Source organism: Paenibacillus cellulosilyticus (assembly GCF_003182255.1).
Taxonomy (GTDB): Bacteria; Bacillota; Bacilli; order Paenibacillales; family Paenibacillaceae; genus Paenibacillus_T; species Paenibacillus_T cellulosilyticus.
Genome location: NZ_QGTQ01000004.1, coordinates 25462 through 38881 on the forward strand (window position 1 = coordinate 25462; position 13420 = coordinate 38881).

At 50.8% G+C, this 13420-nt stretch carries 11 protein-coding genes; 5 read left to right on the forward strand and 6 right to left on the reverse strand.

The window, feature by feature from the left end; genetic code table 11:
- Window positions 1–133 precede the first annotated feature (133 nt).
- The gene (gene araA, locus DFQ01_RS07645; protein WP_110043311.1) at window positions 134–1627 is read right to left on the reverse strand and encodes an L-arabinose isomerase; all 1494 of its coding nucleotides are present in this window, start codon (window positions 1625–1627) and stop codon (window positions 134–136) included.
- A gap of 390 nt (window positions 1628–2017) precedes the next feature.
- On the opposite strand from araA, the gene DFQ01_RS07650 reads away from it, so the two are divergent.
- Complete coding sequence (locus DFQ01_RS07650) at window positions 2018–2347, forward strand: helix-turn-helix transcriptional regulator (protein ID WP_110043312.1); 330 nt, start codon at window positions 2018–2020, stop codon at window positions 2345–2347.
- Between the two features lie 33 nt (window positions 2348–2380).
- Here DFQ01_RS07650 and DFQ01_RS07655 read toward each other — a convergent pair whose 3' ends face one another.
- Together DFQ01_RS07655 and DFQ01_RS07660 are read right to left on the reverse strand one after the other, a co-directional pair.
- Window positions 2381–3013: a phosphatase PAP2 family protein gene (locus DFQ01_RS07655; protein WP_110043313.1), complete on the reverse strand. Its 633-nt coding sequence runs from the start codon at window positions 3011–3013 to the stop codon at window positions 2381–2383.
- 24 nt (window positions 3014–3037) lie between these two features.
- The gene (locus tag DFQ01_RS07660) at window positions 3038–5182 is read right to left on the reverse strand and encodes an ATP-binding protein (protein ID WP_110043314.1); all 2145 of its coding nucleotides are present in this window, start codon (window positions 5180–5182) and stop codon (window positions 3038–3040) included.
- Window positions 5183–5314: 132 nt separating this feature from the next.
- Between DFQ01_RS07660 and DFQ01_RS07665 the strand changes: the two genes are divergently transcribed.
- From DFQ01_RS07665 to DFQ01_RS07675, 3 genes are read left to right on the forward strand one after another with little or no spacing between them, the layout of a single operon-like run.
- A complete protein-coding gene (locus DFQ01_RS07665) occupies window positions 5315–6046 on the forward strand; it encodes a response regulator transcription factor (RefSeq protein WP_110043315.1) in 732 nt (243 codons plus the stop codon).
- Entirely contained in the window at window positions 6033–6902 is an 870-nt protein-coding gene (locus DFQ01_RS07670; protein ID WP_110043316.1) for a class I SAM-dependent methyltransferase, read from the forward strand. Before DFQ01_RS07665 ends, DFQ01_RS07670 begins: the two co-directional genes overlap by 14 nt.
- Complete coding sequence (locus DFQ01_RS07675; protein WP_110043317.1) at window positions 6902–7663, forward strand: RluA family pseudouridine synthase; 762 nt, start codon at window positions 6902–6904, stop codon at window positions 7661–7663. The genes DFQ01_RS07670 and DFQ01_RS07675 overlap by 1 nt, the downstream gene beginning before the upstream one ends.
- Before the next feature lie 116 nt (window positions 7664–7779).
- Here the strand turns inward: DFQ01_RS07675 and DFQ01_RS07680 are convergent, their stop codons facing one another.
- The gene (locus DFQ01_RS07680; protein WP_110043318.1) at window positions 7780–8214 is read right to left on the reverse strand and encodes a MarR family winged helix-turn-helix transcriptional regulator; all 435 of its coding nucleotides are present in this window, start codon (window positions 8212–8214) and stop codon (window positions 7780–7782) included.
- A 263-nt stretch (window positions 8215–8477) separates the two neighbouring features.
- On the opposite strand from DFQ01_RS07680, the gene DFQ01_RS31020 reads away from it, so the two are divergent.
- On the forward strand, window positions 8478–8645 hold the full coding sequence (locus tag DFQ01_RS31020) for a hypothetical protein (RefSeq protein WP_174812651.1): 168 nt from the start codon (window positions 8478–8480) through the stop codon (window positions 8643–8645).
- Between the two features lie 9 nt (window positions 8646–8654).
- Here DFQ01_RS31020 and gyrA read toward each other — a convergent pair whose 3' ends face one another.
- Both gyrA and parE read right to left on the reverse strand, forming a co-directional pair.
- The gene (gyrA, locus tag DFQ01_RS07685; protein WP_110043319.1) at window positions 8655–11105 is read right to left on the reverse strand and encodes a DNA gyrase subunit A; all 2451 of its coding nucleotides are present in this window, start codon (window positions 11103–11105) and stop codon (window positions 8655–8657) included.
- Window positions 11106–11117: 12 nt separating this feature from the next.
- Window positions 11118–13091 (reverse strand): DNA topoisomerase IV subunit B, encoded by a 1974-nt coding sequence (gene parE / locus DFQ01_RS07690; protein ID WP_110043320.1) that lies wholly within the window; start codon window positions 13089–13091, stop codon window positions 11118–11120.
- Window positions 13092–13420: the final 329 nt, after the last annotated feature.

Here is a 13420-nt window from a genome sequence, read left to right on the forward strand (position 1 = left end):
CAATTTCTAGACCAGTTCTCCGGGGTCCAGGGGTTGGAACCCCTGGGGTCCTCCCTCTCAGGGAGGATTTAGGTGGGTAGAAAAAACAATAAAAAAGGCCGCTTCGTCAGTGACGAAGCGGCCTTTCTAGTGATTAGCGGTTGAGACGGTAGTACAGGTCGTTCCAACGAAGCTCGTTGCGGAATTGTTGTACGTTCGTGTCTTTGCCGATTACGACAACTTCAACGTTCGCCAGTTCAGCCCAGTCGAGAAGCTGCTCCGTCGTAACAGCGTACGACATAACGGTGTGGTGAGCGCCGCCTGCGTGAATCCAAGCTTCAGCCGATTCAGCAAGGGATGGCTCTGGCTTCCACAGAACGCGTGCCACTGGCAGGTTCGGCAGCGCTTGTGTAGGTTGTACAGCTTCCACTTCGTTGATGATTACGCGGAAACGGTTGCCGAGGTCAACAAGCGTAGCAACGATTGCTTGGCCCGATTTGCCGTCGAACGTAATACGAGCTGGGTCTTCTTTGCCGCCGATGCCGAGCGGATGAACCTCGATGCGAGGCTTCGTAGCCGAGATCGTAGGGCAAACCTCGAGCATGTGTGCGCCAAGAATCATTTCGTTGCCTGGCTCGAAGTGGTACGTGTAGTCTTCCATGAACGACGTGTCTTTGTTCTCAGCGATGATTTTCATCATGCGCGTCAGAGCTGCCGTTTTCCAGTCGCCTTCGCCAGCGAAGCCGTAGCCTTGCTCCATCAGACGTTGTACAGCCAGACCTGGAAGCTGCTTCATGCCGTGCAGATCTTCGAACGTCGTCGTGAATGCCGTGAAGCCGCCCTCTTCGAGGAACGATTTCATTGCGATCTCGATGCGCGCTTGGTAACGGATCGAATCCATTGCCGCAGCGTTCGCTTTCGTCTCAGCCGTGATGTCGTACGTTTCGTTGTATTCATTCATCAGCGCGTCAACTTGTGCTTCCGTTACAGCGTTCACACGCTCAACGAGGTCACCGATGCCGTAGCCGTTGATCGACCAGCCGAATTTGATTTGTGCTTCTACTTTATCGCCTTCAGTTACCGCAACTTGACGCATGTTGTCGCCAAAGCGTGCAACTTTCAGGTTTGTACCTTCCGAGTACGCTACAGCCGTACGCTGCCAGCCTGCGATCTTAGCGCGAACGTCAGCTTCTTCCCAGTAACCAACTACAACTTTACGAGCAACGCCCATACGAGCGCCGATGAAGCCGTGCTCACGGTCGCCGTGTGCCGATTGGTTCAGGTTCATGAAGTCCATGTCGATCGTTTCCCATGGAATGTCACGGTTGAATTGCGTGTGCAGGTGGAGCAAAGGCTTGCGGAGTGCGTTCAGGCCCGCGATCCACATTTTCGAAGGCGAGAAGGTGTGCATCCACGTGATGATACCTGCGCAGTTGTCGTCAGCCGTAGCTTCTTTACATACTTGGAAAATCTCTTCCGGCGTTTTTACAACGGGCTTGAACACGATTTCGAATGGAATCGCTGCATCTTGATTGAAGCTCTCTACCATTTGGAAAGAGTGAGCATCTACTTGTTGGAGTGTTTCTGGACCGTACAGATGTTGGCTGCCAGTCACGAACCAGAATTGATAAGGTTTAGTTTGAAGCATGGAACGAGTCCTCCTTATAGTGACGAATAATTGTAATTGACGTTTCCTGACTTGTATGTACATGTTAAAAGCGACTTATCATCATATCGCGCAATGCTTCTCCGGTACGTCCGAAGAACTAGACGAAATGGGCATCTTCGCATCAACAACTTGTACGAACAAGTTCCACTCCCTCATTGTAACGTTCCTGTATAACGTTTTCAAGCGTTAATTTGTATTCCCTCGCGGCAAAAATAATATGTACGTTTCCGACAGCTTGCTACATTAATCCTTGACAATGATACAATTTGTATCATAAATTAAGAGATAGGGATGTAGTAGAAAACGACTACTTCTGGTTTTACGCAATCGTAGGCCCAGGCTTGCAGTATAACCGTAAGGAGTAATGACATGACCATGACGATGGGAGATCGATTGAGGGAACTGAGACTTCGAAAAAATTTGTCACAGGAGGAGGTGGCGCGCCAAATCGGGATTACCCGATCCGCTTACAGCCATTATGAAATCAACAACCGCCAGCCCGTATATGATACGCTGATCAAGCTGTCATCCTATTTTGATGTTTCGCTGGATTACATCATTGGAGGCGATACGGACAAAACATTATCCGGCATTAATTCGGATACAGTCGAAATTTTTCGACTGCTAAGCAATATGGATCAAGATAAACGCAAGCAGTCCATCCACAAAATGATTGATGTCATACGGCAGTCGGAATGACTGCCCGTATGACATCGCTATCTCACGCTATGCTCAATTGTTCCGATGCAACGAATAATGTACCAGATGAAGTGCGAGAAGCATAACCAATGCTCCTGCTGCATACCCTGCCACAATGTCACTCAAGTAGTGCACGCCGAAAAATAGCCGGCTGAAGCCAACAGAAGCAATACAAATGATACCGATAATGGATGCGATCCATTTCGCAGCCCTGCCGGCTATGGCGTACAACACAAAAGATAACGCAATCGTTCCATATACCGCCATTGCGAGCATTGCATTCCCGCTCGGGAAGCTCGCCCCATCCACTTCAATCCCCCACGCCCCCAAAGGCCTAGGCCGGTCTACCCAACCCTTCAACAGTTGATTGCATGCATAGGCAACGATGCCTGCCGCTGGAATGTAGAGGGCTGCCCAAGTACGACGGTGTAAGCCAAACCAAATGCTGTACAGCAGCGCAACCGCCACGATAATGAGGGATGAGCCGAGATTCGTTACGGCTTTCCATACCTGCTCCCCCTGCTTCCCCGTTAAAGACTGAATCGCGTCTGCGGCCTCTCGATCGATTGCCAGAGGCCCTGCATCTGGAATCGACCAAACAATCCCGCCGAATAGGATCGCGCAGGCAAGGAATGCCCCGCCTCCGATCCATGCTCTTTTCTCCATGTGTTCTCTCTCCCCTTGCTTCTTTTACTTCGGTACTGCTAGCGGTAGCCGAATTAGGAAGGACGCGCCTTCATCCACTGTATTACGTGCTTCGATCAATCCCCAATGCTGATGGATAATCTCCTTCACGATGGATAGACCTAGCCCGCTTCCGCCCTCTGAAGAATTACGTGATTTGTCTTTCTTATAGAACCGATCGAAAATGTAGGGCAAATCCTCCGGATCAATGCCGCTGCCGGTATCCGTCACCTCAATGAGTACGGTGCCTCTTTCCTCTACAACTTCAATTGTAATGCGGCGTTCCTCGTTACTGTCCGCATCCGGCAGATAACGAAGCGCATTGTAGATCAGATTAGACATGACCTGCTCCATACGAGCGATATCGATACGTATAACTGGCGAATCAGAGCGATTCGCAGCAGTCGCTGTATCATAAATCTCACAACCGTCCAAGCTGACGCCGTTATAAATGCACTGGAGTACACCGCCTGCTCGTTCCACATCCGTCTCGAATGAGAACTGAACCGATTCCAGCCAACTTCTTACGCTAATATGCTCAAAATGAAATCGAACCTGGCCTGCCTCAAGCTTGGACAGTTCAAATAAGTCATCAATTAAGCTATTAAGCCGCGACAGCTTGCCCAGCATCATGTTGAGATGGCGCTGCTGCTGCTCTTTATTCTCGATTAGCCCATCCCTCATCGCTTCCAAATACCCTTGTACGAGTGTCATCGGCGTGCGCAAGTCATGTGAGATGTTCGATAGTAGATGTCGTCTGGATTTCTCCAGCTTCTCCAGATCGATATTCGACAGCTCAAGCGATTCGTTCGATTTCTTCAGCTCGTTCGTGCGCAGCTCGACCCGCTGCTCGAGGTTCGCATTCAACTCGCGCAGCTCGTCCGATACAAGCTCTACATGCTGCATCGCGTTCGTGAAACGGTTGGAAAGTATGATCGATTGCACAAGAATAAAGAACGTGATACCGAATGGTACAAGCTGTACGGATACATGCTGCTCACTGTAGAACAGAATGTCATTGATAACCGTGAAGATAAAGAACGTAATGCCTGCCAGAACGAGTGTCGCACCTTCTCGCTTGCGTATTTGCGCTCTTATGACCACATACAGGCAGGTCGCACATACGGTGACGATGTACAGCTGATAGGCTGCCACAACACGCGTATACGTCAACACAGGCAGGACAGCAGTCATTACCGATAATGCGATGCCGATCGTATTGAAAATCCAATAAGTGCGTTTGGAACCTTCCTGCGGGAACATTCGGAAAATATAAGCGTATCCAGCTACACCGCAAAGCGAAAAGGCAATGTATTCAATCCGCATCCCCAGCTCCCAGGAACCGCCTGGGAACCGCTGAAATAACATCGTCTCCCCTGTTACGCCCATTCGGAACGCTACGCATAAGCAGAGCAAGCCGAAGGAAAGCGTGAACCTCTCCCTTTTTCGAAAAGCATACAAGCCCATATGATACGTACCGATAATGAACAAGCTGCCGATAATGAGCATCTGTTCGGCAACCGCTAGAATCTCCTGCCTCGTAATTTCCTGCGTCGTACCAAGCGAGAAGCTCGTCCATATACCGCCCATGCGATGCTTGTAATTGGATACTTCAATCACAAGCTCGGCAATCCCGTCATTCGCTTCAAAAGAGACAACTCGCGGATATTGCTCGGCCTTGTTGTTCTCAGGCAGCTCGTCTACACGGCCTGCTTCTGCAATCAATCGGCCATTGATCCATAGCTTGTACGCCGTCATGATATTCGGCACTCGAATCGACAACGTACCTGAATCTTTCGGCACTTGAATGATGAGCCGATATGTACCATAGCCTAGACCATCTTTTACAGTAGGTTCGTGATTATAGTTGTTCCACGAAGACGGTACGCTGACGTAGCTTGCTTCTAGAGAACCATCCTTCCAATCCGTCTCCGGCCCTAACAACTGTCCGCCATAGAACGACCATATCCCGTCCATATGGATGCTGCCATTTTGATTAAAATCCCAGCTGTTCAGATCGAGAATGCCTGCTTCTGCATGCGGATCACCAGAGTTATCTCCGGTATTGAAAGTGTTGAACAGTCCTACGTTCAAAATGACTGCAATAATTAACATAATGACGAAAATCCAAACTCGTTTGCGTATACCCATACCCTCCCCGGATCGTTCGCTCTTCAAAGACACACATGATGTGTTTCATAGGATGACGAATACTGCGGTGATGTCGTTGCTTCATTTGCGCCGCTTCGATTATAATAATCGAGAAAGCAAGGAGGATGGAAGATGAATGTGAGCAAAATTTTGGTCGTGGATGACGAACCCGAAATCATTGAGCTCATTACGCTCTATCTCCAGCGTGAAGGGTACAGCGTGTTTGCTGCAGATAATGGTACTGACGCACTCCGAATGATAGGTGAGATCAAGCCGGATCTCATCCTGCTTGACGTGCTCCTCAAGCAGCTTAATGGATTGGACGTGTGTCAGCAAATCCGCCAAATTATCGATGTACCGATATTGTTCGTTAGCGCGAAGAGCGATGATCAGGACGTTATTAACGGCTTAGCAGCGGGCGGCGATGACTATATCACTAAGCCTTTTAGTCCAGGGCAGCTAGTAGCAAGAATTAAGGCTCATCTGCGTCGGCAATCGCTAAATATGCATCATCATGGCGAGCATAATCGAAATTTGCTTATCTTCGACGGACTCATTATTGATCTGACCGCTCGAACGGTTCGCGTACATAATCAATACGTTGCTTTATCTGTCAAAGAGTTTGAACTGCTTTCACTGCTTGCTAAACAGCCGAACCGCGCTTTTCAGCTCGCTACACTCTATGAAGCCGTTTGGGGCGTCGAGAGCATCGGAGATACGAGAACGCTTATGGTTCACATGAGCAATCTGCGCAAGAAGATTGAACCTGATCCAACGAATCCTCGCTGGATCGTCACAATGCGCGGCGTAGGCTATAAATTTAATACCGAGGAAGGAAATGACTTACAGAATGTATATCGCTAGCAATTGGAAAGATTATGAAGTAATTGATACAGGTAATGGAGACAAGCTCGAACGTTGGGGCAACTATACGCTCCGCCGTCCGGACCCGCAGATCATTTGGCCCATTACCAACGAAACCGGGTTGTGGAAAACATCCGACGGTCACTATCATCGCAGCAGCTCAGGCGGCGGCCAGTGGGAATTCCGCTCGAAGCTTCCTGAACGTTGGACGATCTCGTACGGTCCTCTCTCGTTCCATATTCGTCCGACGAACTTTAAGCATACGGGACTGTTCCCGGAGCAAGCGGTTAACTGGGATTGGATCATGGAACGGATTCGGAGCGCTGACCGTCCGATTCGCGTCCTTAACTTGTTCGGTTACACAGGTGGAGCAACCGTTGCGGCAGCGGCCGCAGGCGCAGAAGTATGTCACGTCGATGCCGCTAAAGGCATGGTGCAGTGGTGCAAAGAAAATGCTGAGCTGTCCGGCTTGCAGAACGCACCTATCCGCTACATTACGGACGACGTGTTCAAATTCGTCCAACGTGAGCAGCGTCGTGAACGCCAATATGACGCAATCATCATGGACCCGCCATCCTATGGCCGCGGCACCAATGGTGAAACCTGGAAGCTGGAAGAAAACCTGTATCCGTTCGTAGAGCTATGCATGTCGATTCTATCGGACAAGCCGCTCTTCATTCTGATCAACTCGTACACGACTGGTATTTCGCCAAGCGTGCTGCACAATATTCTGAGTATGACTGTCGGACGCAAGTACGGCGGTCAAATCCATTGCGGTGAGATCGGGCTTCCAATTACGAATTCAGGCCTTAACCTGCCGTGCGGAATTCTTGGACGCTGGGAGTCAGGCGAATAATGGCCGGCACATCCGCTGAGCATAACGGTTCTCAGCGCGCCCCGATCCCCGTCCTGTTCGAGGATAACCATCTGCTTGTCGTCATCAAACCCCCTGGCGTCCCTTCTCAGGAGGACGAATCTGGCGATCCTGACATGCTGACGTTGTTGAAGGAGGATCTCAAAATCCGCCACAACAAGCCGGGGAACGTGTTCCTCGGCCTTGTCCATCGTCTAGACCGCCCTGTCGGCGGAGCCATGTTGTTCGCGAAGACATCGAAGGCGGCCTCTCGTCTATCTGACACGGTCCGTACGCGTGAGTTCGGCAAGACCTATATTGCAGTCGTTCACGGCTCTCCTAAGCAAGCACAGGCCACGCTAAAGCACTGGATGCGCAAGGACAGCAAACGGAACGTCTCAGACGTATTCGACCGCCCAGTGGCCGACGCGAAGGAAGCGGTGTTGGATTATGCAGTCATCGCTTCGACTGGTGGTTTATCGCTCGTTACAGTGAAGCTGCACACCGGTCGATCCCACCAGATTCGCGCACAAATGTCAGCGATCGGCTGCCCGTTGTATGGCGATGCCAAATATGGTGCGTCCTCAGGCCAGCGATCGGCTGCACACGGTACGGTAGCGCTATGGTCGAGTTCTGTCTCCTTCCCGCATCCCGTCTCGAAGGAATGGCTTACGTTCCGCTCTATCCCTCCGCAGCTGTCTGCGGAGTGGGCACGGTGGCAGGCTGCCGACCTTGAGAGAGCTGCGCATCGTTTCGATGCTTAAGCTGTCGTAACAATAACAAAGCACCCTCTATTCGAATTCTGATCCCGCAGCATGACTGCGAATTAGAAGAATTCAATAGAGGGTGCTTTTTCATCTTATATTCTACATTCCATCCACTATGACGAGCGGCTGATCGGCTCTGCAGTGCCATTCGTAACTTTGCCAAGCAAATAAACGAGCAGCTGCTGATTGTGGGTTGAGATCCGATCCAGCGATGACTGAATGTAAGTCGAACGAATCTCCACGCCTCGGTTAGCTTCCTCTTCACCTTTATCCGTCATCGTCACCCATACAATTCGACGATCCGACTCATCGCGGTTGCGGACGATCAACTCGCCACGCTCCATGCGATCAAGCAGCGTTGTAATCGCTGCAGGCGTCGTCTCTAAGTATTGCAGCAAATCCGAAGGTTTCATCGGCTGGTAACGCTGCAGCAATTCTAGTACATTCAGCTGTCCTTCCGTCAGGCTTGGCGCCAGCGCCTCTTCCAAATGCGACTTCCACTCTTTCGTCAGCTTCATCCACAATCGAGCAAAATCTTCTGAAATCATCGACTAAACCCCGCTTCCTGTCCGTATTCCTGCTATTCCTCATTATACCATTTGAAAATGTCGATTAAAAGGTTAAGCAACTTAATAATTTGCGCCATTAATCGACGTTTGCCGTGAACAAATTGACAGGGTTAGACATACAATGTGGCGAGGATTCGCGAATAGCGGCTCGAATGCGGGTTGTTGGCGTTGTTGCCAATATAGCTTGTACACACTCCAATTGGTTGTTAGCAGGAGGGCAGCGCGAAGGAGGTTGATTTGCAATGGATGACCGGAAAGCGGAAATTTTGAGAAAGGTCCGTGCGTACGGCATATTGAATGACCCACAATGGCTGAATAAGCCGGACGAACCGGTGCCATTGTGGGTCCTTTTGGAAGCGCTCGTACAAATGATGGAGCGGCTGGAGCCGCCACACACCCCTTACGATTAAGACTCGGGTCTAGATCGTAGCGTTACGCGTAAAAATTTCTACAATCGAATCATTTTTCTCTGGCGAAACGAGCGGTTTACCAATGGATCTACGCTCATCAATCGGCGTCTTATCGGTCGACAGCGTCCAAGACGCGCCGCTCGCCGCCAGTACTACGAGCATCTTCTCTTGGCGGCAGTAAATTGCGCCTGCGAGGCCACTACCATTCGGTCTTACGCGCTTGCCTTCCTTGAATTCGAACGTTGCAATCCCTTTGCCGCCGCGTCCTTGAATCGGATACTCGGCAAGAAGTGAGCGTTTGCCATGGCCGAGATCGGAAAGGACAAGCACTTCACCTTCATCATCAGCGACGAGCGAGCATCCAACGAGCTCATCGTCATCCTTCAACTGCATACCACGAACACCAGCAGCGACACGGCCCATTGGATTCACTTCGCTCTCAGCGAAGCGTATCGCCATCCCCTGACGGCTGACGAGCAGAAGCTCGCTTGTGCTTGTGCTCTCTAGTACTGCGATAATTTCATCGCCATCAGCGACCTTCGCTGCTGCAATAGCAGTCGAGCGATTCGACTTATATTCCTTCAGCTCCGTCCGTTTCACTTGGCCGCGCTTGGTGACGAACAGCAGCGACGCATTAGCGGCTATCTGCTCAAAATCACGCACCGTTACGATACTAATGATCGCATCGTCCTTCGGCAGCGGAACAATGTTAACAACGGCAGTACCGTTATCCTTCCACTTGAATTCAGGCACCTGGTGGACAGGCAGTACGAAGTATTGCCCTTTCTTCGTGAACAGGAGCAGCGTATCAATCGTGTTCACGCTGAGCAAGTGGCGAATGACATCGCCTTCCTTCACGCCTGCACTATCCAGCTCACCGCCAGAACGCGTGTAAGACAGCATCGTCGTCCGCTTAATATAACCATCGCGGCTGAGCGTCAATAGAACATCCTCGGATTGGACCATGACCTCAAGGTTTACCTTCAGCTCTTCTACCTCGCCACGAATGTCGCAACGACGATCGATACCGAATTTGGTCCGAATCTCGAGCATTTCTTCACGGATAACGCTGAGAAGCTTCTTCTCGCTCTCCAGAATGCTGCGCAAGTATGCAATTCTCTTCTGTGTTTCGCCCAGTTCTTTCTCGAGCTGCGTAATCTCCAGATTCGTCAGACGATATAGCTGTAACGTCAGGATGGCATCTGCTTGACGCTCCGAGAAAAGGAACTTCGATACGAGGTTGTTCTGCGCATCTTGCCGGTTCTTGGAGGCCTTGATAGTCGCGATAATCTCGTCGAGCAGATTCAGTGCCTTCACGAGTCCTTCGAGCACGTGAGCGCGATCTTCAGCCTTCTCTAACTCGAACTTCGTCCGGTTCGTAACGACTTCCTTCTGGTGATCGATATAAGCAGCCAACATATCTTTTAAACCAAGCTGTTTCGGCGCCTTATTAACGATTGCAACCATATTGAAGTTGTATGTGACCTGCAGATCGGTCTTCTTAAAGAGATAAGCAAGAATACCTTGTGCATCCGCATCTTTCTTCAGCTCAATGACGATACGAAGGCCGTTACGACCGCTTTCATCTCGTACTTCAGCGATCCCTTCTACCTTCTTCTCGAGGCGAATGTTCTCCATCGCCGTAACAAGACGGGCTTTTACAACTTGATATGGAATCTCTGTAATAACGATCTGCTGCTTGCCGCCGCGAACGTCTTCAATCTCCGTCTTCGAACGAATGTAGATGCGGCCTTTACCGGTTGTATACGCTTCACGAATGCCTTCTCCGCCCATGATTGTACCGCCCGTTGGGAAGTCCGGTCCACGTACGATCGACATCAGTTCATCAATCGACATCGATGGATTCGCCATGAGCGCGAAGCAAGCATCAATCACTTCTCGCAAGTTGTGCGGCGGAATTTCCGTGGCAAAGCCTGCAGAGATACCGCTGACACCGTTCACGAGCAAGTTCGGATAACGCGACGGCAACACGACAGGCTCCTTCGTCGTGTTGTCGAAGTTGTCCTTGAACGGTACTGTCCGTTTGTCTATGTCACGAAGCAATTCCATCGCAATGGACGATAGCCTAGCCTCGGTATAACGCATCGCTGCTGCTGGGTCATCGTCCTGCGAACCCCAGTTGCCGTGGCCGTCGATCAGCGGATGGCCCATCTTCCACGGCTGTGCCATCCTCACCATGCCTTCATAAATGGACGAGTCCCCGTGCGGATGATAGTTACCCATAACGTCGCCGACCGTTTTGGCCGACTTGCGGTATGGCTTGTCCGGCGTATTGCCCGCATCGTACATCGCGTACAAAATACGGCGCTGAACCGGCTTCAATCCGTCGCGAACGTCAGGAATGGCGCGATCTTGAATAATGTATTTGGAATATCGGCCGAAGCGATCGCCGACAACTTCTTCGAGAAACGCTGGCATAAAATTTTCCAGCATGCCCATTAAGCTCTCCCCCTACTCCTCGAATTCGGTAAAATCGACGTTGTCGATAATCCACCGTTTCCGCGGATCGACCTTGTCGCCCATAAGCGTCGACACGCGCCGTTCCGCCTTCGCAGCGTCTTCGATCTGTACCTGCAGCAATGTACGGGTTTCTGGGTCCATCGTTGTCTCCCACAGCTGCTCTGGGTTCATCTCGCCTAGACCTTTGTACCGCTGAAGCTCGTAATTTTTGCCGAATTCCTTCAGGTAGTTCTGGAGCTGCTCATCTGTCCAAGCATATCGAACCGTCTCCAGCTTCCCAGACTTGCGGGTCAGCTTATACAGAGGCGGCTGTGCAATGTAGACTTTGCCTGCATCAATCAACGGCTTCATGTACCGGTAGAAGAACGTCAGCAGCAGCACTTGTATGTGCGCGCCGTCCGTATCGGCATCGGTCATTATAATGATTTTGGCGTAGTTGCATTCTTCGTCGTCGAATTCCGAACCAACACCGGCACCGATTGCCGAAATAATCGCTTTATACTCGTCATTCTTCAGAATATCGAGCAGCTTTGCTTTCTCCGGATTCATCGGCTTACCCTTCAGCGGCAGGATCGCCTGATACTTCGAGTCGCGCCCCTGCTTCGCAGAACCGCCTGCCGAGTCACCTTCGACGATGAACAACTCGTTGCGCGAGGTGTCCTTCGACTGCGCGGGCGTCAGCTTGCCGCCAAGGTTAGAGCTCTCGCTCTTCTTCTTGCCGGAACGAATTTCTTCCCGTGCTTTACGCGCCGCTTCGCGAGCTTTCGAAGCTTGAATCGCTTTCTTCATGAGCATTTGCGCAGTTTGCGGGTTTTCCTCAAGGAAAACGGCCATTTTGTCTGCAACAACTGCATCCACCGCGCCACGAGCAGAAGCACTGCCAAGCTGATCCTTCGTCTGTCCGACGAATTCGACCTCGGACATTTTGATATTAATGACGGACATCATGCCTTCGCGCAAATCGTTGCCCTCAAGGTTCTTATCCTTCTCCTTAAGCAGCCCGTTCTTGCGTGCATAATCATTCATGATCCGCGTATATGCTGTTTTGAAGCCGGTCTCATGTGTACCGCCGCCGCGTGTCGGAATCGAGTTAACGAACGAAGCGATCGTCTCCGTATAACCGTCGTTATATTGCAGTGCAACCTCGACCTCAATATCGTCCTTCTCCGCGGCAAAATGAACGGCCTCGTGCAGTACGGTCTTGTCCTCATTCAAGAACTGGACAAACTGCTTCGCTCCGCCCTCGTAGTGGAATACAAGCTCATTCCCATTACGCTCATCCTTAACGGTCACCTTCAAGCCCGAGTTCAGGAACGCAATTTCCTGCAAACGCTCAGACAGCGTGTCAAAGTTAATCGTCGTACCGTTCTGGAACACGCGTCCGTCCGGCTTAAACGTAACCTTCGTACCTGTCCGGTTCGTATTGCCAATGATCTCTAATCCCGTTGTCGGTTCGCCGACGTGTTCTTTGCCGCTTTCGTCGACCCAATATTCAAACCGCTGCTTGTGTACTTTGCCGTCGCGATAAATCTCGACTTCAAGCCATTCGGACAACGCGTTTGTAACAGAAGCACCTACGCCGTGCAAGCCGCCGGACTTCTTGTACCCCCCGCCGCCGAATTTGCCCCCTGCGTGGAGCATCGTGAAAACGACCTGTGGTGTCGGAATACCACTCTTGTGCATCCCGGTCGGAATCCCCCTGCCATTATCCTTGACGGAGATGGCATTGTCTTTATGTATGGTGACGTCAATCGCAGAGCAGAACTTCGCCAAATGCTCATCGACCGCGTTATCCACAATTTCCCACACGAGATGATGTAAACCGGAGCTGCTTGTGCTGCCGATGTACATACCAGGCCGTTTGCGTACGGCAGTGAGCCCTTCGAGAATTTGAATATCGTCCGCGTCGTAATTCCGTTCGGCGGATGCTGCCTGTTTCGCGAACAGATCCAATTGCTCGGCCATACGCGCCCTCCTAAAAGTTTTTGCGAATGCTTGATGATCCGAATCCATTCGGATCATGGTGAAGCAAAAACTTGCTTCGTAAGCATCAACTGTGTTTTTGCGAATGCTTATGTTCCGATAGCAATCGGAACGGAATGAAGCAAAAACTTACTTCGTAAGCATTAGCTTTGTTTTTGCTGAAGCTTGATGATCCGAATCCATTCGGATCATGGTGAAGCAAAAACTTGCTTCGTAAGCATCAACTGTGTTTTTGCGAATGCTTATGTTCCAATGGCAATCGGAACGGAATGAAGCAAAAACTTGCTTCATTCGCATCAGCTTTGTCTTGC